Annotated in this window: 17 protein-coding genes; 7 read left to right on the forward strand and 10 right to left on the reverse strand. The window is 70.6% G+C overall.

The genetic code is table 11. From position 1 onward, the window contains the following. Positions 1-124: 124 nt before the first annotated feature. Positions 125-955: an NAD(P)H-binding protein gene (locus tag ABZ664_RS04455; protein ID WP_362502862.1), complete on the reverse strand. Its 831-nt coding sequence runs from the start codon at positions 953-955 to the stop codon at positions 125-127. A gap of 84 nt (positions 956-1039) precedes the next feature. Here ABZ664_RS04455 and ABZ664_RS04460 point away from each other — a divergent pair, with 84 nt between their 5' ends. Beyond that, a complete protein-coding gene (locus tag ABZ664_RS04460; protein WP_362502865.1) occupies positions 1040-1447 on the forward strand; it encodes a helix-turn-helix domain-containing protein in 408 nt (135 codons plus the stop codon). A gap of 181 nt (positions 1448-1628) precedes the next feature. On the opposite strand, the gene ABZ664_RS04465 is transcribed toward ABZ664_RS04460, so the two are convergent. After that, positions 1629-3026: a pyridoxal-dependent decarboxylase gene (locus ABZ664_RS04465; protein ID WP_362502868.1), complete on the reverse strand. Its 1398-nt coding sequence runs from the start codon at positions 3024-3026 to the stop codon at positions 1629-1631. 65 nt (positions 3027-3091) lie between these two features. Here ABZ664_RS04465 and ABZ664_RS04470 point away from each other — a divergent pair, with 65 nt between their 5' ends. Then, on the forward strand, positions 3092-3559 hold the full coding sequence (locus tag ABZ664_RS04470; RefSeq protein WP_362502871.1) for an Lrp/AsnC family transcriptional regulator: 468 nt from the start codon (positions 3092-3094) through the stop codon (positions 3557-3559). A gap of 45 nt (positions 3560-3604) precedes the next feature. On the opposite strand, the gene ABZ664_RS04475 is transcribed toward ABZ664_RS04470, so the two are convergent. Further along, on the reverse strand, positions 3605-5296 hold the full coding sequence (locus ABZ664_RS04475; RefSeq protein ID WP_362502873.1) for a GMC family oxidoreductase: 1692 nt from the start codon (positions 5294-5296) through the stop codon (positions 3605-3607). Between the two features lie 53 nt (positions 5297-5349). Beyond that, on the reverse strand, positions 5350-6897 hold the full coding sequence (locus ABZ664_RS04480) for a succinic semialdehyde dehydrogenase (protein ID WP_362502875.1): 1548 nt from the start codon (positions 6895-6897) through the stop codon (positions 5350-5352). Positions 6898-7019: 122 nt separating this feature from the next. Here ABZ664_RS04480 and ABZ664_RS04485 point away from each other — a divergent pair, with 122 nt between their 5' ends. Both ABZ664_RS04485 and ABZ664_RS04490 read left to right on the forward strand, forming a co-directional pair. Continuing rightward, a complete protein-coding gene (locus tag ABZ664_RS04485) occupies positions 7020-9281 on the forward strand; it encodes a beta-propeller domain-containing protein (protein ID WP_362502877.1) in 2262 nt (753 codons plus the stop codon). 204 nt (positions 9282-9485) lie between these two features. Continuing rightward, a complete protein-coding gene (locus ABZ664_RS04490; RefSeq protein WP_362502880.1) occupies positions 9486-12395 on the forward strand; it encodes a M36 family metallopeptidase in 2910 nt (969 codons plus the stop codon). 244 nt (positions 12396-12639) lie between these two features. Here the strand turns inward: ABZ664_RS04490 and ABZ664_RS04495 are convergent, their stop codons facing one another. Then, complete coding sequence (locus ABZ664_RS04495) at positions 12640-14370, reverse strand: glycerol-3-phosphate dehydrogenase/oxidase (RefSeq protein ID WP_362502883.1); 1731 nt, start codon at positions 14368-14370, stop codon at positions 12640-12642. 343 nt (positions 14371-14713) lie between these two features. On the opposite strand from ABZ664_RS04495, the gene nagA reads away from it, so the two are divergent. Then, positions 14714-15850, forward strand: a complete 1137-nt coding sequence (gene nagA, locus ABZ664_RS04500; protein ID WP_362502886.1) for an N-acetylglucosamine-6-phosphate deacetylase — start codon at positions 14714-14716, stop codon at positions 15848-15850. A gap of 48 nt (positions 15851-15898) precedes the next feature. Here nagA and ABZ664_RS04505 read toward each other — a convergent pair whose 3' ends face one another. The 3 genes from ABZ664_RS04505 to guaB form a co-directional block, all read right to left on the reverse strand. Then, positions 15899-16828: a hypothetical protein gene (locus ABZ664_RS04505; RefSeq protein ID WP_362502889.1), complete on the reverse strand. Its 930-nt coding sequence runs from the start codon at positions 16826-16828 to the stop codon at positions 15899-15901. Between the two features lie 211 nt (positions 16829-17039). Beyond that, on the reverse strand, positions 17040-18155 hold the full coding sequence (locus tag ABZ664_RS04510; RefSeq protein ID WP_362502892.1) for a GuaB3 family IMP dehydrogenase-related protein: 1116 nt from the start codon (positions 18153-18155) through the stop codon (positions 17040-17042). Positions 18156-18308: 153 nt separating this feature from the next. After that, on the reverse strand, positions 18309-19790 hold the full coding sequence (gene guaB / locus ABZ664_RS04515) for an IMP dehydrogenase (protein ID WP_362502895.1): 1482 nt from the start codon (positions 19788-19790) through the stop codon (positions 18309-18311). Between the two features lie 480 nt (positions 19791-20270). Between guaB and ABZ664_RS04520 the strand changes: the two genes are divergently transcribed. Both ABZ664_RS04520 and ABZ664_RS04525 read left to right on the forward strand, forming a co-directional pair. Beyond that, complete coding sequence (locus ABZ664_RS04520; protein ID WP_362502898.1) at positions 20271-21281, forward strand: helix-turn-helix transcriptional regulator; 1011 nt, start codon at positions 20271-20273, stop codon at positions 21279-21281. 192 nt (positions 21282-21473) lie between these two features. After that, on the forward strand, positions 21474-21851 hold the full coding sequence (locus ABZ664_RS04525; RefSeq protein ID WP_362502901.1) for a DUF5319 family protein: 378 nt from the start codon (positions 21474-21476) through the stop codon (positions 21849-21851). Here ABZ664_RS04525 and ABZ664_RS04530 read toward each other — a convergent pair. Continuing rightward, positions 21812-22015, reverse strand: coding sequence for a hypothetical protein (locus ABZ664_RS04530; RefSeq protein WP_362502904.1), 204 nt, complete (start codon positions 22013-22015; stop codon positions 21812-21814). The two genes, ABZ664_RS04525 and ABZ664_RS04530, sit on opposite strands and share 40 nt — an antisense overlap. A gap of 82 nt (positions 22016-22097) precedes the next feature. Then, positions 22098-22766 (reverse strand): sigma-70 family RNA polymerase sigma factor, encoded by a 669-nt coding sequence (locus ABZ664_RS04535; protein WP_362502907.1) that lies wholly within the window; start codon positions 22764-22766, stop codon positions 22098-22100. Positions 22767-22974 lie beyond the last annotated feature (208 nt).

Here is a 22974-nt window from a genome sequence, read left to right on the forward strand (position 1 = left end):
AAGGCATTGGGCGAGTTCACGGCATACGACCAGCCTGATGCGGCCGCCGTGCCCGTCTACCGCTCACCCCTCGGACTCAGGGTGGTGTGTCCAGCTGGTCGGACGAGTCCGGGAGTGGGCACTATCAGGACGACTTTCCGGCGATGATCTCCAGGGCGGAGCGGGGTGCCGTACCGAGCAGGCTTCGCAGGTCGCTGTCCGTGCCGTCCATGAAACCGTTCGCGATCGAGGAGTAGGTGCCCACCAGCATCGGGACCTGGAAGGACGCCAGGCCAAGGCCGGTGAACGCCTCGCGGGCCTCGGCGAGGGTGCTCGGCTCGTACGAGACGGTGCTTCCGGTGGCCTCGGTGAGGGTGGCGGCCAGCTCCGCGCCGCCGACCGCCTCCTCCCCGACCAGCTCGTGGGTCCGGCCCGCGTGCGCGGAGGCGTCGGTCGCGACCAGGGCGGCCACGTCCGCCAGGTCCTCGCGGGCCACCGCGGCGAGTCGTCCGGAGCCCAGCGGCGCGGTGATCCTGCCGTCCACGACGGGTGCGAGCGTCGCCAGCAACTCGGCGTAGAGCCCGTTGCGCAGGATCGTCCAGTTCGCGGCACCCTCACGGAGCCTGCGTTCGGTCCAGCGGTGGGCGAGCGCGTAGGCCAGGTGGTCACCGGCGGCACTGAGACTGGTGTAGACGATGTGCGAGACCCCGGCCTTCTCCGCCGCCTCGATCGCCGCGCCGTGCCTGGCGATCACCACGTCGTCCTCACCGTAGCCCGCGGAGATCAGCAGCAGCGTGTCCACTCCGGCGAAACCCTCCTCCAGCGAGGCTGGATCCTCGAAGTCGATCAGGCGGCTCGGTGCCCCCGCGGGGACCGCCTCGGGGGCGCGGCTGCCGATCACCACGTCGTCCCGCCCCGCCAGCCGCGCGGCGACGAGCCGCCCCAGTGCGCCCGTCGCCCCTGTCATGAGAATCATGGAATCTCCCCCGTGTGAGTGGTTCTCTTCGGTAACTGGGTCCATCATCGATAACCAGGACGCGTGGCATAAGGAGGCACTTCGATGTCAGTGGGGCACACCGCGGTAACCACGGAGCCGGTCGTCTCCTGCGGAGACGAGGACTGCGGCATCCGTGAGGTCCTCGACCGGATCGGCGACAAGTGGTCGGTGCTGGTGATCGTGGAGCTGGCCCAGGGGGTGCGCAGGTTCCGCGAACTCCAGCGGGCCATCCCCGGCATCTCGCAGCGGATGCTCACCCTGACCGTACGCCGCCTGGAGCGCGACGGCCTGATCTCCAGGACCGTCCACGCCGTCGTCCCGCCACAGGTCGACTACGAGCTGACCCCGACCGGGCACAGCCTCACCCACCTGGTGCGGGCCCTCGCCGACTGGTCGGCCGAGCACCGCGACGGCATCGCCGAGTCGCGCCGCCGCTGGGACGCCGCCCACCCCGACTCCGGCATCCGCTGAGACCCGCCGGACCCGCCTCGGACTCCCCGGAGAGCGGCCTCACGCACCGGTCACAACCGATCCGAGGAGTCGGCCACAGCGAGCCCCGGCTCTCCAGAGACGGGTTCACCCCGCCAACGGCCCGTTGGACCATGTGCACGTGTCAACGTGTGAGGCCCTGCCCGGCTCTCCGCGCGGGAGTTCACCAGGGACCGGCCGTCGCCTCCTCCGATTCGGCAATCCGGTCGAGCAGCGCGTCAAACGTCTTGTCGTCCGTGGCGGGGGCCATCACGGTGACCCTCAGATGACGGACCCCGCCGACCTCCGCCGAAGTGAGGTGGAAGGCGCCGTCGTCCATCAGGCGCTCACGAATGTCCGCCTGGTCGCCGATGCCGTACCTGAAGCAGACGATGTTGCTCTCCGGCTCGTACGGGCACTCGAAGCCCGGCCGCTCGCGGGCCAGTTCCCAGAAGCGGTGCGCGGCGGCGTATTGACGCGCGACGTACTCGCCCAGGCCGCGCTCGCCCCGCCAGGCCAGGTTGAGGAAGACCTTCAGGCCCAGCTCGGCCTTGCTGCACTCCACGGTCCTGCCGATGAGGTCGAAGCCCTGCTCCCCGTAGAACAGGTAGCTGGCCCGCTGCCGAAAGGCCGCGTCCAGGTCGCTCTCTCGCCGGGTCAGCACCGCCGCGGCCAGGCTGGAGGTACGCAGCATCTTGTGCGCGTCCCAGATCAGCGAGTCGGCCAGCTCGATCCCGTCGAGCAGGTGGCGATATGCGTCGGAGAGCAGTGCGGAGGCGCCGTGGGCGCCGTCCACGTGGAACCAGACGCCGTTGGCGGCACAGAACTCTCCGATCCCGCGCAGGTCGTCGTAGAGGCCGGTCCCGGTCGCGCAGGCGTTCGCCACCAGGGCCATCGGCCGCCGCCCCGCCCTGCGTACCCGCTCCAGGGCGTCGGGCAGGCGGGCGACGTCGATCCTGCCGAGCTCGTCCACGTCCAACGGCGCCACGGCCCGTTCCCCCAGGCCGAGGATCGCGGCGGCGCGGGTGAGCGAGTAGTGCGACGACGCCGGAGCGAGCAGCGCGAGGTCGCCGGGGACGCCCTCGGTCCACGCCTCCGGGACCACCGAGGCCCGCGCGGCCAGCAGCGCCGTGAGGTTGGCCAGCGATCCCCCGTGGGTCAGCACCCCGCCGCCCGCCTCGCCGAAACCGATCTTGCCGAGCATCCAGCGAAGCACCTCCAACTCGACCGTCGCCGCCGAAGCACCCATCTCGTAGATCGCCATCGGGTTGTTGCTCACGCCGTGGACGAGGTCGGCGAGGGCCGCCGGGAAGTCGGGAGCGGCGACCTGGTGCCCGAGGTAGGCGGGATGGTGCAGCCGCGTGCCCTCGGCGAGGTAGGTGCGCAGGAACTCCGCGTGGTCGTCGACGGTCATCCCGCCCTCGCGGATCCACCGGGTGAGCCCGAGCCGCTCGGCCAGCTCACCGGGGGGTCTGCGGCCGACCACGGGTGGCACGCCCCGCTGGCTCTCGTCGACGTAGGCGGCCAGCTCGTCGACGGTCACGGTCGCCGCGTTCACGAATTTTTCAACATTCCAGGTCACACGGGGATACTGGTGGAATTCACAATGACTCGCCACGCAAGCCAAATTCAACGGAGGTCAATCCGGTGAACGTCGAACTGGATTCGGTGGACCGGCGAATCCTGGCAGAGCTGCAGAAGGATGCGCGACTCCCGAACAAGGATCTGGCCGAACGCGTGGGCGTCGCCCCCTCCACGGCGCTGGAGCGGGTGCGCTCCCTGCGGAGGCGCGGGGTGATCGGCGCCTTCCGTGCCGAGGTCGATCCGGCGACGCTCGGCCGCCCCCTGCAGGCGCTGCTCGCCCTGCGGGTCCGGCCGCACACCAGCCAGCTCGTCGACCCGCTGCGGGCCTTCGTCCTGGGCCTGCCGGAAACCGTCGCCCTGTTCCATGTGGCCGGCCCCCAGGACTTCCTGGTCCACGTGGCGGTCGCCGACGCCGACCGCCTGCACCGCCTGCTCCTGGAGAAGTTCCTGATCCGGCCCGAGATCGTGCACGTCGAGACGACCCTCATCTACCGGACCGAGACCCAGCCCATCCAGCGACCCGCCGACTGATGCGTGTCCGGCTCCCGTGCTCAGGGCGGGACCCCGCGCCTCCCGTCAGGTGATGTCGACGATGGGAAGGCGGAGGGCGCCGGGGGCGGCGGCGGGGACGGCGGGGTTCGCCGGGGCGACGGGCGTGAGGCGGGCGTACGGGGAGCCCTGGGCGGGGCGGGTGTCGGGCTCTCCCCGGTTGGGCCACAGCGCCATCGCGCGCTCGGCCTGTGCGGTGATGGTGAGGGAGGGGTTGACGCCAGGGTTGGCGGAGACCGCGGAGCCGTCGACGACGTGCAGCCCTTCGTAGCCGTGGACGCGGTGGTAGGGGTCGATCACCCCGGTGTCGGGTCCGGCGCCGATGGCGCAGCCGCCCAGGAAGTGGGCGGTGGCCGGGATGTCGAACAGGTCGAGCCAGGAGCCCGCGGGCACGCCGCCGACCTCCTCGGCCGCGTGCCGGACGAACTCGTGACCGGCCGGCAGCCAGGTGGGGTTGGGGTCGCCGTGGCCCCGCTCCGAGCGCAGCCCGCGGCCGAACACCCCCCTGCGCGAGGACAGGGTGATCGAGTTGTCCTTGGCCTGCATGACCAGCGCGATGATGCCGCGCTCCGACCACCGGCGGTGGTTGAGCATCCTCGCGGCCCGACGCGGCGCGCGCAGGGCCTCGCCGAGGAACTTGAGCCAGCGCGGGGCGCCGCCTCCGTCGACGAGCAGGGTGCGGAGCATGCCCATCGCGTTGGAACCGTCGCCGTAGCGGACCGGCTCGATGTGCGTGTGGGCGTCGGGATGGATCGAGGAGGTGATCGCCACCCCCCGGTTGAGCTTCTCCCCCGTGACCGAGAGGCGCTCGAACCCGAGCAGCGCCTCGGAGTTGGTCCTGGTGAGGGCGCCCAGGCGGTCGGAGAGGCCGGGCAGCGCGCCCGAGGACTTGAGCCGGTGCAGCAGGCTCTGGGTGCCGTACGTCCCCGCGGCGAAGATCACGTGCTCGGCGGTGAGGACGCGGCGGCGCCAGGGCGCTCCCGTCCTGCGCACCTCGACCCGGTAGCCGCCCTCGATCGGGGCGACCGAGGTGACCGTGGTCTCGGCGAAGACCCTCGCCCCGGCCCGCTCCGCGAGGTGGAGGTAGTTCTTGACCAGCGTGTTCTTGGCGCCGTGGCGGCAGCCCGTCATGCACTCGCCGCACTCGGTGCACCCCTTGCGACGCGGCCCCGCACCGCCGAAGTAGGGGTCGTCCACCTCGACGCCGGGGGTGCCGAAGAAGACCCCGACCGGCGCCAGGTGGAAGGTGTCGCCCACGCCCATCCGTTCGGCGACCGCGCGCACCACCTCGTCGGCCGGGGTGACGGTCGGGTTGAGCGTCACGCCCAGCATGCGCGAGGCCTGGTCGTAGTACGGGGCGAGCTCGGCCTTCCAGTCGGTGATGGACGACCACTGGGCGTCCTGGAAGAACGCGTCCGGCGGCTCGTAGAGGGTGTTGGCGTAGACCAGGGAGCCTCCGCCGACCCCGGCGCCCGCCAGGACCATGACGCCGGTGCCCTTCTGGCCCCGCAGCACGTGGATGCGCTGGATGCCCTTCAGGCCCAGCGCCGGAGCCCACAGGAAGTCGCGGATCCGCCAGGAGGTCCTGGGGAGCGTGGTCTCGTCGAAGCGCCGGCCCGCCTCAAGCACGGCGACCCGGTAGCCCTTCTCCGTCAGGCGCAGCGCCGAGACGCTCCCGCCGAACCCCGATCCGATCACCAGCACGTCGTGGTCGAACACGGCGGCTCCCTTCGAACGACGACCTCCGTCGGCCCCGACCGGCCCGGTGACGCTCACTTCAGGCGGAGCGTCTTCATCAGCTTGAAGGCGGTCGCGAGGGTGTCGGCGTACTTCTCGTACGCCATGCCGAGGACCGGTTCGAAGCCCAGCCAGGGCGCCTGGCTGGAGACGGTCTGTCCCTCGGTGTATCTCAGCAGCCCCTCGGTTCCGTGACGGCGGCCGAGGCCCGAGGACTTCATGCCGCCCATGGGCGCGTCGTAGGAGGCGTAGGCCGAGGCGTACCCCTCGTTGATGTTGACCGTGCCCGCCCTGATCCGGGAGGCGAGCGCCCGCCCGCGCGGCACGTCGCGGGTCCAGACGGAGGCGTTGAGCCCGTACGCGGTGTCGTTGGCCCGCTCGACCGCCTCGTCGTCGTCACCGAAGCGGTAGATCGCGACGACGGGGCCGAAGGTCTCGGCGCGGCACATCTCCATGCTCTCGTCGACGCCGGACAGGACGGTGGGCTCGTAGAACAGCGGGCCGAGGTCGGGGCGGGCCTTGCCTCCCGCGAGGAGCGTGGCGCCCTTGGCGACGGCGTCGTCCACGTGGGCGCCGACCGCCTCCAGCTGCCTCGCGGAGGAGAGCGAGCCCATCTGCACGTTCCAGTCGAGTCCCGCGCCGAGCCGCATGTTGCCGACCTGCCGGACGAACCGCTCCACGAACGCGTCGTACGCGGAGTCGTGGACGTAGAGCCGCTCGACCGAGAGGCACAGCTGCCCGGCGTTGGTGAAGCAGGCGCGCAGCGCGCCCTGGGTGGCCGCGTCCAGGTCGGCGTCGTCGAGCACGAGCATCGGGTTCTTGCCGCCGAGTTCCAGCGAGCAGCCGATCAGCCGCTTCGCCGCCTCCTCGGCGATCTTCCTGCCGGCCCGGGTCGAGCCGGTGAACGCCAGGTAGTCGGCGTCGTCGAGCAGTGCCTCGCCCACCTCCGCGGGGTCGCCGAGGACGACCTGCCAGATGTCGCGGGGCATGCCGAGGGAGACGAGCAGGTCGATCGTCCACAGCGTGGACAGCGCGGTCTGGGTGTCGGGCTTGTGGACCACGGCGTTGCCCGCGAGCAGCGCGGGGACGGCGTCGGTGACGCCGAGCGAGAGCGGGTAGTTCCACGGCGAGACCAGGGCCACCGTTCCCCGGGGCCGGTGCGTCTCGACCGTCCTGGTGGCGACGGGCAGGATTCCCGCCCGTCTCTTCGGCTCCAGCAGGCCGGGGGCCCGCCGCGCGTAGTACAGGGTGCAGCCCGCGACGTCGAGGACCTCCTCGAAGGCGTGCCTGCGGGCCTTGCCGGTCTCCCACTGGACCACGTCGAGGATCTCCTCGCGCCGGTCGAGGATGGCGTCGTGCAGGCGCAGGAACGGCTCGGCACGCTCCCGCGCGGACCTGGCCGCCCACTCCCGCTGTGCCTGTCGCGCCGAGGCGTGGGCGGCGTGGACGTCGTCGGCGGTGGAGACGGGCATCTCGGCGAGGACCTCGCCGGTGAACGGCGCCGTGATCTCCCGCGTCCTGCCGCCGGAGGTCACGTGCCGTAGGACGCGCTCGATCATGCGGGGGTCGAGGACCCGTGTCATCTCTGCCCGTGTCATTTCAGGGGGAACGGCCATGTTCGCAGCGTAATCGTGGGAGGCGTGTCGTGACTACCGGCGAGTAGCACGGTGTTGAACCGCGTGCTCTCCCGATCCGTCGTAGGGGCATGAGGACATCGATTCGTACGGCCGGCGCGGTCACCCTCGCCGCGGCCCTGCTCGCCACGGCGTGCAGCTCGACGGAGCCGAAGACCGCCGCGGGTCGTACGACGACGCCGGTCGAGCTGGGGAACGTCAAGCTGGTCTCCTACAGCGGCTGCGACGACATGCTGGCCGGTCTGCGCGCGGCGACGGCCGAGAACGTCGGCCCCTGGGGGCTCGGCGGTCCCGCGATCATGTACGCGGAGGCGCGGTCGCTCGCCTCCGACGCCGCGGCCAAGAGCGCGTCCGGCGCGCCCGAGCACTCCACCACGAACACGCACGAGGCCGGGGTCGACGAACCCGACCTGGTGAAGACCGACGGCGAGCGGGTCGTCGTCGTGAACCGCGGCGTGCTGCGGGTGGTGGACGCCGCGACCAGGAAGGTCACCGGCACGCTCAGGCTCGTCGACGCCGAGCAGGCGTGGGTCCCGGCCGACCTGCTGGTCAGCGGCGACCGGGCGCTGGTGCTGTTCTCCGGCGGCGGGATCATCCCGTACGGCGCGACGGCCAAGCGCGCGGCGAGCCCCGGACCGCGCTACGTCCTCGTCGACCTGTCGGAGAAGCCGAAGGTGATCGGTTCGCTCACCCCCGACGGCGCCCATGTGGACGCGAGGATGGTCGGCTCGACCGTGCGCGTCGTGGTCCGCAGCCAGCCGCGGATCGAGTTCCCCGATCCCGGCCCCGACCTGTCGGAGAACGAGCGCACCCGGCGCAACACGGAGATCGTCGCGAAGGCGCCGATCGAGGCGTGGCTGCCGAAGTACGAGCTGACGACCGCCGACGGTGTGACCTCGGACCGTACGGTCGACTGCGGCCAGGTCAGCCACCCCGCGGAGTACACGGGGACGTCGATGCTGACCGTGCACAGCCTCGACCTGTCGCGGGCGCTCGCCGAGACGTCCCCGATCAGCGTCGCGGCCGACGGCGACACCGTCTACGGGACGGGCTCCAGCCTGTACGTGGCGAGCAATCCGCGCTGGTGGTGGCCACGACCGGTCGACCTGCCGATCGTCGACGACGCTCCCGCGACCTCCGCACCGTCCGAGCCGTCCGACTCCGCGACCGTCACCGCCGCCCCGGAGACGTCGACCACCGCGCCGACCCTGACCCCGAACTCGGCACCGACCACCACGCCGACCCTGACCCCGAACTCGTCGCCTGCCCCCGCCGTCACCCCGGCGTCCGTCTCGAACGCCGAGCCGGCCCCGAGCCTGCTCCCCGAGCCGCCCGCCTCACCGGTCCCCGACCCCTCGGTGACCGGCACGGTCCCACCGAGTGACCCCGCCGCACCGACCGTCGCCTCGCCCACCCCGGTGCCCGCGACGACCACGACCACGACGACCACGACGGCGGAGCCGACCCCGCGGCAGCCTCCCGAGGAGACCGAGGTCCACCGGTTCGACATCACCGCGGCCGGGGCACCCCGCTACGTCGCCTCGGGCAAGGTCTCCGGCAGGCTGCTCAACCAGTACTCCCTGTCGGAGCACGAGGGACACCTGCGGGTCGCCACCACCTCGACGAGCGGGCAGGACAGTTCAAGCGCCGTCTACGTGCTCGACGCCGGCACCCTGGCCAAGACCGGCGAGGTCGGCGGGCTCGGGCGGGGCGAGCGGATCTACTCGGTCCGCTTCATCGGCCCGGTGGGCTACGTGGTGACGTTCAAGCAGGTGGATCCGCTCTACACGCTCGACCTGCGCGATCCCGCGGCACCGAGGAAGACGGGCGAACTGAAGATCACCGGCTACTCGGCGTACCTGCACCCGGCGGGTGACGGGCGGCTGATCGGCGTGGGCCAGGAGGCGAGCGAGCAGGGCCGTACGCTCGGTACCCAGGTCTCCCTGTTCGACGTGAGCGACCCGGCCAACCCGCGCCGCCTGTCGCAGATGTTCCAGAAGGACTCGGGCTCCGAAGCCGAGTGGGACCCGCACGCCTTCCTGTACTGGGCCAGGACGGGCATGGCGGTCCTCCCGCTGAGCTCGTGGGGAGGCCCCGAGCCGACCAACGGGACCGCACTGGTCCTCAGGATCGACGACTCCGCGGTCACCAGGACCGGCACGATCAGCCACCCCAGGCCCAAGCCGGTGGAGAACACCCGCTTCGCCGCGTATGATCCCGGCATCCGCCGCTCGGTCGTGATCGGCGAGAGCCTGTGGACGGTCTCCGACATGGGCCTCAAGGTCAGCGACATGAAGGACCTCGCCGACCAGGCCTGGATCCCCTTCTCCTGAGCCCGGCTCCCGAAGCCTCGGAATCGCGCCCCCGGCCCACCGCCGGGGGCGCGTCCTTTTATCTGCCTTACAAGTCCCTATAACACCGATATACACACCTTTACAAGATCTTGTCAGGACACTTGAATCGGTGTTACCTCTTGCCCACCACACGTGATCCGCGTGTGCCATGGCCGACAACGGCCAGCTTTCGCAGGAGGATCGGTGTCGACCAAACCCTGGTCACGCGTTACCGTCATCGCCGCCGCCACAGCGGCGCTCTTCATTCCCCTGCCGGGGATCGCCCAGAGCGAACCCGGTGGGCCTCCCAAGGCCCACGACTTCCAGTCGGAACACAGTGCCAAGCCCGACCTGGACAACCGGCGCGGCAGCGTCGCACCCCCGGCCTCGCTCTCCAGATCCGCGACCGCGAGCACCGCGACGATCCGGTGGAACGCCCTCGGCACCCCGGCCGTCATCACCGACTCCGCCCCCCTCGCCGAGGGCCTGGACGCCGACCCAGAGCGGGCGGCGCGGGCCTACCTCAAGGCGAACGAGAACCTCTTCGGGCTCTCCGGCGAGGCCGTGGACGCACTGGAGAAGATCGCCGCCAACCCCATCGGCGGCGGGTACGCCGTACTGCTGCGGCAGAGGTTCGGCGACCTGCCCGCGGGTGTGGACGGGCAGGTCGTGATCGGGGTGAAGGGCGGCAAGGTCCTCCACGTCACCTCGACGCTCTCGCGTTCCTCCGAGGCGCCTCCCGCCGCCAGGCTCACCGAGCAGCAGGCGCTGGAGATCGCGGCCAGGGACGGCGGGATCGACCTGGCCACGGCCACCGTGAAGAAGGTCACCGCCACGGCGGTGCCCGCGCCCGACGGTACGCACAACGCGTTCCAGGTCGTCCTGATCGGCGGCGGCGAGGGCGAGCCCGCCGCGTACACGACGCACGTGGACGCGGTCAGCGGCGAGATCCTCACCCGCGAGAACCTGGTGGACCACCACAGCGCGCCGGACGACCCCAGGTGGAAGGCGTTCCCCGCCAATCCCCCCGCCGACTACTCCTCCACCGACACCCGCGCGACGTGGTGCGCCAAGGCGGGCCCCGGCTGCGACGTGATCGGTGCCGACCCGGCCACCGGCAAGGCGTGGGACGTCGACCACGCCACGAACACCCCGACGAACACGAGCGTCGGCAACGCCGCCAAGACCGTGGAGAACCGGGCCAGCGGCGACGCGTTCTCCGTGGGCACCCGCGGCAACGTGGCCACCCCGAGCCGCGACTACGTCTACCCGTGGACCAACAGGTGGTACACCGCCAAGTGCGACCCGGCCGTCCTGGACCAGCCGGGCGAGGCCGACCTCGAAGCCGCGATGTCCAACCTGCACGTCATGCACAACCGCATGCACGACTGGTCCTACCGGCTCGGCTTCACCGAGACCGCCTGGAACATGCAGAACGACAACGGCGAGCGCGGCGGCCTCGGCGGCGACCCCGAGCAGGGCAACGCCCAGGCGGGCGCCCGGGTGCTCAGCGTGCGCGACAACGCCAACCAGATCACCGGCCCCGACGGTGTCGCCCCCATCACCAACATGTACATGTGGCAGCCGATCGCGGGCTCGTTCTACTCGCCCTGCGTGGACGGCGACTACGACATGTCGGTGATCGGGCACGAGTACACCCACGCGATCTCCGGCCGTATGATCGCCGGCCCGAACGCCGGGTGGAGCGGCGCCCAGGCCGGGGCGATGAACGAGAGCACCTCCGACCTGTTCGCGATGGAGTACCTCTCCGAGTACGGTTACCGTCCCGCGGGCGACACCCCCTACGTCACCGGCGGCTACGTCACCGGCGACAAGAAGGCGGGCATCCGCAACTACGACATGTCCAAGTCCCCGCTGAACTACAGCGACATCGCGTACGACATCGTCGGCCAGCAGGTGCACGCCGACGGTGAGATCTGGTCGGCGACCCAGTACGGCGTGCGCAAGGCCTTCGTCCAGAAGTACGGCCAGGGCACCCCCGCCAAGCAGAAGGCGTGCGCCGAGGGCAAGACCCCGCTCGGGGAGTGCCCGGGCAACCGTCGCTGGGCGCAGGTCTCCTTCGACGCGCTGCTGCTGATGGCCTCCGGCGCGGTCAGCTACGTCGATCACCGCGACGCGATGCTCGCGGCCGACGCGATCCGTTTCGGCGGCGCGAACCAGGCCATCATGTGGCGCGCGTTCGCCGAGCACGGCCTCGGCCAGGGCGCGGCGAGCGCGGGGAGCAACGACCCCGACCCGACGCCGAGCTTCGTCGACCCGGTCGGCAAGAACGGCAGGATCCAGCTCAAGCCGCTGCTTGAGGCGAAGGACGCGGCGCTCCGGCTGTACGTCGGCGACTACGAGGGCCGCGTCGTGCCGGTGGCCGACACCGACCCGGCGACCGAACTCGGCGACACCGTCGAGATGACCCCGGGGATCTACGACTTCGTGGTCGTGGGCAACGGGTTCGGGCACACCCGGGTGAAGTTCGCGGTGCTGCCCGGCGTGAAGCTGCCGCTGCCGCTCGCGCTGCCGAAGAACCTCGCCTCGGCGGCGCTGGGTGCGACCGCGACCGGTGACGGCGTCAACCAGGCCAAGCTGATCGACGAGACGGAGGCGACGAACTGGGCCTCGCTCACCGCTCCGGTCAAGGGCAGGTCCGTCACCGTGGACCTGGCCGGCACCAAGCCGGAGAAGATCCGCCGCGTGCAGGTCAGCGCCATGCTCAGGCCGCCCGCTCCGAGCGACCCGGCCGACCCCGGCAGCCAGAACCGCTTCAGCGCCCTGCGCGCCTTCGAGGTCCTGGCCTGCGACGCCACCAAGAAGGACTGCTCGTCACCCGCGTCCTTCTCGGTCGTCTACACCAGCCCGTCCAACGCCTTCGAGACGCGCAGGCCGCGTCCTCGCGGCGCCGACCTGCTCATCGAGTCCTTCAAGATCCCCACGACCACCGCGACCCACCTCACCCTGCGGACCGTCTCCACCCAGTGCACCGGCAACCCCGTCTACGCCGGTGAACAGGACGCCGACCCCAACTCCGCCACCGACTGCGCCACGGCGAGCCCCGCCAGGGACCACCTGCGCGCGGCCGAGTTCCAGGCCTTCACCCGCTAGTCCCTCTCCCGGAGTCCCCGGGGCCCGAGCTTCTCGGGCACCGGGGACCTCCCGGTTCCCGGGTGCCGGTTCCGCGACCTCCCGGCTCGGGCGATGCCGGTTCCGGGATTCCCCGGTTCGAGGTCCTTCGTCGCGGGGTCGGTTCCTGGACCTCCCGGCCCGGAGTTCTCCGTCACGGAGGCCGGTTCCTGGACCTCCCGGTTCGAGGACCTCCGTCGCGGGGGCGGTTCCCGGTTTCCCGAGGCTAGACGGGGTCCGTCTCGGGAACGGCGACCGGCACGATCTCCGGGGCGCCGAGGCGGATGGCGTCGGCCTCATGGTCGGTGTCCTGCTCCTGGGACAGGCGTTCCGACTCGACGCGCTTGGTGTAGTACTCCACCTCGCGCTTGATCTGCTCGGCGTCCCAGCCCAGTGGCCCGGCGAGCAACTGGGCCGTCTCCTGGACCACGCCCACTCCTCGGTGGAAGGTCTCGATCGAGATGTGCGTACGCCGGGTCAGCACGTCGTTCACGTGCCGGGCACCCTCGTGGGTCGCCGCGTAGACCACCTCCGCCCGCAGGTAGTCGTCGGCCCCCGTGAGCGGCTTGCCCAGCGACGGGTCCTGCTCGACCAGCGCCAGAACCTCGTCGATCATCGACCCGTACCGCTGGAGCAGGTGCTCGATCCTGGCCACGTGCAGCCCGGAGGACTGGGCGAGCCGCTGCCGGGAGTTCCACAGCGCCTGGTAGCCCTCGGCCCCGGCCAGCGGGACGCGATCGGTGCAGGAGGGCGGGACCCGCTGGTCCAGGCCGTGCGCCACGGCGTCGACCGCATCCTTCGCCATAACACGATATGTCGTGTATTTTCCGCCGGCCACCATCACCAGCCCCGGCACGGGGTGGGCCACCACGTGCTCGCGGGAGAGCTGGGACGTCTCCTCCGACTCCCCCGACAGCAGCGGGCGCAGCCCCGCGTAGACACCCTCGACGTCCTCGCGGGTGAGCGGGACCGAGAGCATCTCGTTCACGTGGTCGAGAACGTAGTCGATGTCGGAGCGCGACGCCGCCGGGTGGGCCCGGTCCAGCTCCCACCGGGTGTCGGTGGTGCCGATGATCCAGTGCCGGCCCCAGGGAATGACGAACAGCACCGACTTCTCGGTGCGCAGGATGATCCCGGTGAGGGAGTGGATCCGGTCGCGCGGCACCACCAGGTGGATGCCCTTGGAGGCCCTCACGTGGATCTGCCCGCGCCCGCCGACCATCTCCTGGATGTCGTCGGTCCACACTCCGGTGGCGTTCACCACCTGGCGGGCCCGCACCTCGAAGTCCCTGCCGCCCTCCAGGTCACGCCCCCGTACCCCGGTGACCCGCTCCCCCTCGCGCAGGAAACCCACCACCTGCGCCCGCGAGGCGACGTTCGCCCCGTACATCGCCGCCGTCCGCAGCGTGGTCATCACATGGCGGGCGTCGTCGACCTGGGCGTCCCAGTACTGCACCGCGCCGGAGAACGCCGTCTTGCGCAGCGCGGGCGCGAGCCGCAACGCCCTCGTGCGCGACAGGTGCCTGTGGCCCGGTACGCCCCTCGCGAGCCCGGTGGAGAAGCCCATCGTGTCGTACAGCACCAGACCCGCGCCGACATAGGGCCGCTCCCAGCCGTAATGCGTCAGCGGGAACAAGAACGGCACCGGCCTGACCAGGTGAGGGGCGATCCGCTGCAACAGCAGGGCCCGTTCCTGGAGCGCCTCCCTCACCAACTCGAAATTGAGCTGTTCCAGATAGCGCAGACCCCCGTGGATCAGCTTGGACGACCTGGAGGAGGTGCCGGAGGCGAAGTCGCGCGCCTCCAGCAGCCCGACGGACAACCCCCGGGTCACCGCGTCCAGGGCGACCCCCGCTCCGACGACCCCGCCTCCGATCACCACCACGTCGAGTTCTTCAGCGCCCATCTGCGCCAGTGCGGCGGACCGCTCGGCAGGACCAAGTCGTCCGGTGCCCATTCGCGCCGTCATTGTGCGACCCCCTGGGGTGCGTCTTGTCGCCTTACGTGAGGTATCTACCCATCTACCCTAGGCATTACTACTGACCGGTAGGGAAGGCGAGCAGCATTCAGCCCGTACCCCATGAGCATCGAGAAACCAAGTTCTCGGCAATATTTCACCAACCTCTCACCGGAAAGCCGACGCGCCCAATGTGCCGGCGGTCACGTGGGAGACGGCACGCCGGCCATCCGAAGTCGAGCGCGAGCACGAAGTCGCTTCGAAGAGAGAAGATCCCTGTCCCTGTGGTCCCGACGGTCGCGCCGGGAGCCGGTTCTCCCGGGGACCCGCAAGGATGGGCAGCATGAGCATCACACTCGCCGACGCCCGCGTCGTGACCCCCGAAGGTGTCCACGAAGGCTGGCTCACCATCGAAGACGGCCGCATCACCCACGTGGGCCAGGGCTCGGCCCCCGGCGCCGGGCTCGGTCTCGGCGGCCGGTACGTCGTGCCCGGTTTCGTCGACATCCACAACCACGGCGGGGCGGGCGGCTCCTTCCCCACCGGGGACCCTGACCAGGCGAGCCTCGCCGTCGACCTGCACGCCCGTCACGGCACCACCACGCTCATGGCCAGCCTGGTCACCGCCTCCACGGACGATCTGGCCAGGGCCGCCGCCTCCCTCGCCGACCTGTGCGAGGACGGCCTGCTCGCCGGTATCCACTTCGAGGGCCCCTACATCTCCACCGCCCGCTGCGGTGCGCACAACCCGGCCCTGCTGCGCGACCCCTCACCGGGGGAGCTCACCGGATTGCTCAAGGCCGGACGCGGCCACGTGCGGATGATCACCATCGCCGCCGAACTGCCCGGCGCGCTGGAGACCGTACGGGAGGCGGTGGCCAACGGGGTGATCGCGGCCCTCGGCCACAGCGACGCCACCTACGAGCAGACGATCTCGGGCATCGAGGCGGGCGGCAGCGTCGCGACCCACCTCTACAACGCGATGCCGCCGCTGCACCACCGCGATCCCGGGCCGATCGCCGCGCTGCTCCAGGACGAGCGCGTCACGGTGGAGCTGATCAACGACGGCGTGCACCTGCACCCGGCCATGACGCGCCTCGCCTTCGAGGTCGCGGGGCCCGGCAGGACCGCGCTGATCACCGATGCCATGGCGGCGGCGGGCATGGGCGACGGCGTCTACGAGCTCGGCCCGATGACGGTGAACGTGGTGAACGGTGAGGCCAGGCTCGCCGAGAGCGGCACCATCGCGGGCAGCACCCTCACCATGGACGTCGCGTTCCGCCGCGCCGTGCGCGAGGTTGGCCTGTCGCCGGCCGAGGCGTCCGAGATCGCCTCCCTCACCCCCGCGAGGGTTCTGGGACTCGCCGACCATCTGGGATCCATCTCGGTCGGCAAGCGGGCCGACCTGGTGGTGCTCACCGACGACCTGGAGGTCTCCGGCGTCATGCGCGGGGGCACCTGGATCACCGAGCCCCGCTGACCCACCGGATCACCGTCCGCGGGCAGGCGTCCGGCACCCGCGACCCGATCAGGACCAGTCCCAGCGAATGCCGAGCAGGCCGGGTTCCAGCGACCCGGCCACCAGGTGCACGGCGTTGTGGGCGTTGAGGGAGAGCTCACCGAGATCACGCTCCACGGCGCCGGCGCCGTGCCGGGCGAACCGCCGGACCCGCACCGGGAGGGCTTGCCGCGCGAAACCCACCCGGAGCACGTAATGCCCGGCCGGATACCGGAAGCCCCGCTCGTACTCGACGGTCTCCACCCCGCTCGGGTCGGCCAGCTCGTAGCGGATGACCTGTGTCTCGCCGGTCCGCAACACCTGGTCGAACAGCAGTTCCGCCACGACCAGGGCGCTCGGCCCGTCACGGCGTACCCGGCCGACCCGGCAGTCCTCCAGCGCCCGTACGCGCACACGCTCCACGTCGCATCCCAGGTCGCCCCGGTAGACCATGATGTAGCGGTCGGCCTCCTCCTGTGCCCGCACCACCTGGAGCGTCTCGCGCCGCACGATGCTGCGGTCGGCGCCGATCCACAGCGTCTCGTACATTCCGGCGATGTGCAGGCGCCGGTCGTCGGCCACCCCGTCCAGGTCGTGGATCATCGCCGACAGCGTGCGGGAGGATTCCATGATCGCGGAGTAGGACAGAGCTCCCACCGGCAGCTTCCCCGCGTCCCGCCCGCGCGGCCGGGGCGGGCCGAGAAGGGCCATGAGAGAACGCGGCGGCAGGACGAGGATCTCCTCCAGGGCGCGCACCGCGCGCAGCGACTCGGGACGCTCGGGACGGCGCAGGCCCTGCTGCCAGTAACTCAGGCTCGTCATCCCGACCCGGAGACCGCGTTCCACGAGATGCCGGCGGAGCCCGCTCAGGGGCATCCCCCGAGCCTCCACCGCGGCGCGCAGAGCGACGTGGAAAGGCCCCTCCTTGAGGGCGACCCGGAGTTCTTGATCATTTGGCACGTATGGATGCTCACAGACTTCTGTCCGCACGTCACTTCGGTCATCACCGGCGCGAGGGCGGCGGACACCCGGCCCACCGGACCGGGTGTCGGCGCACGAGACCTCGACCGGCCCGCGGTGCGGCCACGAGAGCCATCCGACCTGCGGTGCCGCCACGAGGATCGACCTCACGGGAGCCGGCGTGCGGTCCGGCCCCGCCCTCGCGAGAAGGTCAGCCCTGCGGAGCGACGACGACCTCGACCCGCTGGAACTCCTTGAGGTCGGAGTATCCGGCGGTGGCCATCGTGCGCCTGAGCGCGCCCATCAGGTTCATCGAGCCGTCGGCGACCGAGGAGGGGCCGTGCAGGATCTGCTCCAGCGTGCCGACCGTGCCGAACTCGACCCGCTTGCCCCTGGGCAGCTCGGGGTGCTGCGCCTCGGACCCCCAGTGGAAGCCCCGGCCGGGAGCCTCGACGGCCCTCGCCAGCGGCGAGCCGACCATGACCGCGTCCGCGCCCACGGCGATCGCCTTGGCGATGTCGCCGGAGGTGCCCATGCCGCCGTCTGCGATGACGTGGACGTAACGGCCACCGGACTCGTCCATGTAGTCGCGGCGGGCGGCGGCGACGTCGGAGATCGCGGTGGCCATCGGCACCACCACGCCCAGCACCGTGCGGGTGGTGTGCGAGGCGCCGCCGCCGAAGCCGACGAGCACCCCGGCCGCGCCGGTCCGCATCAGGTGCAGCGCCGCGGTGTAGGTGGCGCACCCTCCGACGACGACGGGCACGTCGAGTTCGTAGATGAACTGCTTGAGGTTGAGCGGCTCGGCCCTGCCGGAGACGTGCTCGGCCGAGACCGTGGTGCCGCGGATCACGAAGATGTCCACGCCCGCGTCGATGACGGCCTTGTGGTACTGGACCGTGCGCTGCGGGGACAGCCGGACGGCCGTCGCCACCCCGGCGGCGCGGATCTCCTCGATGCGGCGGCCGATCAGCTCCTCCTTGATCGGCGCGTCGTAGATCTCCTGCAGCCGCTTCGTGGCGGGCGCACCCTTGAGCTCTGCCACCTCTTCCAGCAGGGGCATCGGGTCGTCGTACCTGGTCCACAGCCCTTCGAGGTCGAGCACGGCGAGACCGCCGAGCCTGCCGACCTCGATGGCGGTCTTCGGTGAGACCACGCTGTCCATCGGGCTCACCACGACGGGCAGCTCGAAGCGGTAGGCGTCGATCTGCCAGGCGATCGAGACCTCCTCCGGGTCGCGGGTGCGACGGGAGGGAACGATGCCGATCTCGTCGAGCGCGTAGGCACGACGGCCGTTCTTGCCGCGGCCGATCTCTACCTGAGTCATATGCCTATCTTTCCCGTTTCGTGCGCGCACAGCGCACGCCGTGTTCCATGCGTGCGCCCCGCACGCCGGTTCCCTGCGGTACGGCCGTACGCGCGGCGTCTCGTGCGTGCGGGGCGCACGCCACGTTCTCCCGCGTGAGCGGCGCGCGCCGCCCTAGCGACCGTGGTAGTTGGGAGCCTCGACCGTCATCTGGATGTCGTGCGGGTGGCTCTCCTTGAGGCCCGCCGCCGTGATCGGCATCAGCTCGCACCGCTCGTGCATCTCGGCGACCGTACGGCACCCGGAGTACCACATGCCCTGGCGCAGGCCCCCGATGAGCTGGTGGGCCACCGCGGCGACCGGGCCGCGATAGGGGACCTGCCCCTCGATCCCCTCGGGGATGAACTTGTCCTCGTGGCCGACGTCGCCCTGGGCGTAGCGGTCCTTGCTGAAGGAGGCGCCGCCGCGCTCGCGGTTGCGGACCGCGCCGAGCGACCCCATCCCCCGGTACGACTTGAACTGCTTGCCGTTGATGAAGATCAGCTCACCCGGGGACTCCTCACAGCCCGCCAGGAGGGAGCCGAGCATGACCGTGTCGGCCCCGGCCGCGATGGCCTTGACGATGTCGCCCGAGTACTGCAGGCCGCCGTCGCCGATCACCGGGACCCCGGCGGGGCCCGCGGCCAGCGAGGCCTCGTGGATCGCCGTCACCTGTGGGGCGCCGACACCGGCGACCACTCGGGTGGTGCAGATGGAGCCCGGCCCGACGCCGACCTTGACCGCGTCGACCCCGGCGTCGACGAGCATCTGGGCGCCCGCGCGGGTGGCGATGTTGCCACCGATCACGTCGACCCGGCTGTTGGACTTGATCTTGGCGATCATGTCGGCGAGGCCCTTGGAGTGACCGTGCGCGACGTCCACCACGATCACGTCGACCCCGGCCTCGATCAGCGCCATCGCCCGCTTCTCGGCGTCGCCCCCGACGCCGACGGCCGCCCCCACGACGAGCCGGCCGTCGGCGTCCTTGGTGGCGAGGGGATACTGCTCGCTCTTGGTGAAGTCCTTGACGGTGATGAGCCCGCGCAGCCGCCCTCCGGCGTCGACCAGCGGGAGCTTCTCGATCTTGTTCTGCCTGAGCAGGTCGAACGCGTCGTCGGTGGAGACCCCGACCGGCGCGGTGACCAGCGGCATCGGGGTCATGACCTCGCGCACCGGACGGTTCTCGTCGGTCTCGAAGCGCATGTCACGGTTGGTGACGATGCCGACGAGCACACCGCTCTCGTCGGTCACCGGGACGCCGGAGATCCGGTACGTCGCGCACAGGCGTTCGACGTCGGCCAGCGTCTCGTCCGGGGAGCAGGTGACCGGGTTGGTGACCATCCCGGCCTCCGAGCGCTTGACGAGGTCGGCCTGCTGGGCCTGGTCCTCGATCGACAGGTTGCGGTGCAGGACGCCGATGCCGCCCTGGCGTGCCATCGCCACCGCCATGCGGGCCTCGGTCACCGTGTCCATCGCCGCCGAGACCAGTGGGATCCGCAGGGTGATGCCCCGAGACAGCCGCGTGGTGGTATCGGCCTGCCCCGGCTGCAGGTCCGAATACGCGGGAACGAGGAGCACGTCGTCGAACGTGAACCCCGGCTCGGTGAACTTGGCCATCTGCAATCCTCCTGCCGCGGCGCTCTCATGACGGGGAAAGGCGCCGACCCCCGGGTCACAGTTTAGAGTCTGGCGCCAAACCCGGTGGACCCGGGGGAAAAAGGCGAGACAGGTGAACCGCGGAGAGAAGAGGGGGCCGGGGGGCCCGGGGGAAAGACGGGCCCCCCGGGCAAAACGGGAAGGAAAGGGAAAGCGAGGGACCGAGCGGTCGGTGATCCGCTCGGTCCCTCGGATCACCGGCGTCGGCGCGGGGACGCCTTGACACCACCGGCCCCCCTCCATATCCGGATGGTGATGTGATCCGCGCCTTTGTCGACGCTGCGTCAAGGGTGAGTCACGATGCGTTCGTCTCGCAATGTCCAAACGTGCAATTGCACGAAGCTGCACACGAGGGCATGCGAGTAGAAGCAACGCCCGGACAGGGATGATTCGCCGGGTTATCCTCGCCAGACCTCGTGTACCTGCAGGAGTCCCTCACCGATGCGCACAGACACCCCCGCACTGCCCGATCCGCTGGAAACCCTGGGGCTCACCCCGGCCCAGACGACCCTCTACAACGCGGTCCTGCGCCTGCACCGCGCCACCTGCGCCGAACTCGCCCAGGCCACCAACGGCTCGCCCGAGCCGATCGGCCGTGAGCTGGCCACCCTGGTACGGCTGGGAGTCGTCGACGAGCAGGGGGGTGAGTACCTCGCCCGCCACCCGGCCGCGGCCCTCGGCCACCTGGTCGCGGAGAGGCTGGACCGGCTCGCCGCCGAGAGCCGCAGGATCGACACCGTGCTCGGCTCGATCCGCGGCTTCATCCACCAGTACGACGCCGGGCGCGACTACCAGACCGGCCAGTTCTCCGTGGACCTGGTCGGAGGGGCGGACGAGCTCTACGAGAGCGTGATCGGCATGGCGGTCCAGGCTCCGCCGCTGAAGCTGATGTCGGGCATCCCCGACAGGCGGACGATGAGCGACTTCGCACACCGCTACGCCGACCAGTGGATCGCGGCCCAGCGCGACGGCCTGCTCTCCTGCCGGGTCACCATCCCGGTCCACACCCTGGAGATCCCCGGCCTGCGCGACAAGCTGGACCAGTTCGAGCAGGCGGGAGCCGAGGTGCGCACCCTCGACACGGTGCCGAGCTGGTTTCTCATCGCGGGGGACGACGCCGCGGGCATGCCCGCCCAGTGGGGTGGCACGCTGCCCGAGAACGCCTACAACTTCCACCTGGTGAGGGCTCCCGTCGTGGTGGCCGCGCTGCGCTCGCTCTTCGAGGAGCTGTGGGCCCGTGCCGCCCGCCTGCCCTGGACCCACCGCGACGACGGGGTGGTCCGGGTGCTGCGACTGGCCGGCCAGGGCGTCACCGACGAGATGATCGCCCGGCAGCTGGGCGTCTCGGTCCGCACGGTGCGTGCCAGGTTCGCCGACGCCATGGCCGAACTGGGGGCGCAGTCGCGGTTCCAGGCGGGGGTGGAGGCCTCCCGGCGCGGCTGGCTCACCTAGGCTCACCCGAGCTCACCTGGGCCTTCCGGCACGGCTGCCGCACTCGGGCTCCCCCGGGGTCCCCCCTGCCGCCTGGACCTTCGCCCCTACCGCCGGGGCCTTCGGCGTCTCCAAGTTGCCCGCACTGTCCTGAAGCGTCCTACTCATACAGTTCGGAACCCGTCTGTCACATCCAGGCCATAAGGTGGGATCGTGCTCGACGATGTCCCTCGCGACCCATTCGCGGATGACCCCGACGACCCGGCGGCGGCGCTGGGCGATGTCGACGATCCCGAGCCCCTGACGACGGACGAGCGCGACGAGGCCATGACCGACCTCGCCGACGTGGAGGTCTTCCGTTCGCTGCTGGAGCCTCAGGGCGTGCTCGGCCTGGTGCTCGATTGTCCCGAATGCGGAGAGCAGCACTACTTCGACTGGGAGCTGCTGCGCGGCAACCTGCGCCAGATGATCGAGAACGGCCAGCCCCAGGTGCACGAGCCCGCCTACCAGCCCAACCCCACCGACTACGTGAGCTGGGAATACGCCCGTGGTTACGTGGACGGCGTGATCGACACCGAAGAACACCGCTGATCCACGTCGTCGATCAGGGCCGCCAGCAGCGCGACCGCGACGTCCGAGGTGGAGACGGACGTCCTGCCCGAGAGCGCTTCCACGAGCTCGTCGGTCTCGGCTACCGCCGGGTCCTCGTCCGGCCCGTATCTACGAACCGGACGGCGCGGGTGAACCGTTGTCATGATCGTTCTCGCTCCGGGTCGTCGCGATCCCCGTCCCGCGGCTCGGGCTTCCGCTCGCGCCCCCTCTTCGACGGCTCCGCGGTCAAGCTATCGACTCCAGCTCCGCCATCGCTCGCAACCGGGCGAGCGCCCTGTGCTGGGCCACACGAACCGCACCTGGTGACATGCCGAGTACATTACCGGTCTCCTCGGCGGAAAGACCCGACACCACTCGAAGCATGAGCAGCTCGCGTTGGTTGTCGGGCAGCCTGGACAGCAGACGGCGGGCGTGTTCGGCCTCGATGTAACGCACCACCGTCTCCTCGGGCCCCGGCCCCTCGTCGGGCCCGTCCGGAAGGTCCTGGGTGGGCACGGCGGATCGCACGGAGCTGCGCAGCGCGTCGGCCACCTTGTGAGACGCGATACCGAAGACGAAGGACGCGAACGGGCGTCCCATGTCACGGTATCGGGGCAGCGCGGACAGCACCGCTATGCATACTTCCTGGGCCACGTCGTCCGCGATGTGATACTGGCCGGAAACCCGGCCCAGACGACCACGGCAATATCGGACGACCATCGGCCGCAGTTGCGCGATCAGAGATTCGATCGCGGTGCGATCCCCCTGAACGGCGAGGCTTGTCAGATCCTTGAGATCATCCCTGTGGGCGACCCCATCAGACCTCGTCGCAAGCCTCACCCCATTTTTGGCGTCGGCGACGCATCCCTCGGTCACGTTAGGCATGATGCCCGCCCTGATAGTGACTATCGTCATCGCAAACGGCTACGGATTGGTCACATTGAGGCGGAGTAACGGGGCGTAATCAAACGGTGACGGCAACGACTACAGAATGTGCAAATATTTCATTCGATTGCCAAATATGTCGTCTATTCGCTAGAACCGCGTTTGGTCTTCCGCCCGACATGACGCTTGAGATCGTTTTCGGTTTACCGCGAAACGCGAACGGCTCGCGCCTCCTTCG

The sequence above is a fragment of the Streptosporangium sp. NPDC006930 genome (assembly GCF_040635605.1).
GTDB lineage: Bacteria > Actinomycetota > Actinomycetes > Streptosporangiales > Streptosporangiaceae > Streptosporangium.

What these genes read in the sequence shown, in the direction of transcription:
- ABZ664_RS04455 (WP_362502862.1), bottom strand. Translation starts at nt 955, where the DNA reads ATGATTCTCATGACAGGGGCGACGGGCGCACTGGGGCGGCTCGTCGCC.
- ABZ664_RS04460 (WP_362502865.1), top strand. Translation starts at nt 1,040, where the DNA reads ATGTCAGTGGGGCACACCGCGGTAACCACGGAGCCGGTCGTCTCCTGC.
- ABZ664_RS04480 (WP_362502875.1), bottom strand. Translation starts at nt 6,897, where the DNA reads ATGACACGGGTCCTCGACCCCCGCATGATCGAGCGCGTCCTACGGCAC.
- ABZ664_RS04485 (WP_362502877.1), top strand. Translation starts at nt 7,020, where the DNA reads ATGAGGACATCGATTCGTACGGCCGGCGCGGTCACCCTCGCCGCGGCC.
- ABZ664_RS04495 (WP_362502883.1), bottom strand. Translation starts at nt 14,370, where the DNA reads ATGGGCACCGGACGACTTGGTCCTGCCGAGCGGTCCGCCGCACTGGCG.
- nagA (WP_362502886.1), top strand. Translation starts at nt 14,714, where the DNA reads ATGAGCATCACACTCGCCGACGCCCGCGTCGTGACCCCCGAAGGTGTC.
- ABZ664_RS04510 (WP_362502892.1), bottom strand. Translation starts at nt 18,155, where the DNA reads ATGACTCAGGTAGAGATCGGCCGCGGCAAGAACGGCCGTCGTGCCTAC.
- guaB (WP_362502895.1), bottom strand. Translation starts at nt 19,790, where the DNA reads ATGGCCAAGTTCACCGAGCCGGGGTTCACGTTCGACGACGTGCTCCTC.
- ABZ664_RS04520 (WP_362502898.1), top strand. Translation starts at nt 20,271, where the DNA reads ATGCGCACAGACACCCCCGCACTGCCCGATCCGCTGGAAACCCTGGGG.
- ABZ664_RS04530 (WP_362502904.1), bottom strand. Translation starts at nt 22,015, where the DNA reads ATGACAACGGTTCACCCGCGCCGTCCGGTTCGTAGATACGGGCCGGAC.
- ABZ664_RS04535 (WP_362502907.1), bottom strand. Translation starts at nt 22,766, where the DNA reads ATGACGATAGTCACTATCAGGGCGGGCATCATGCCTAACGTGACCGAG.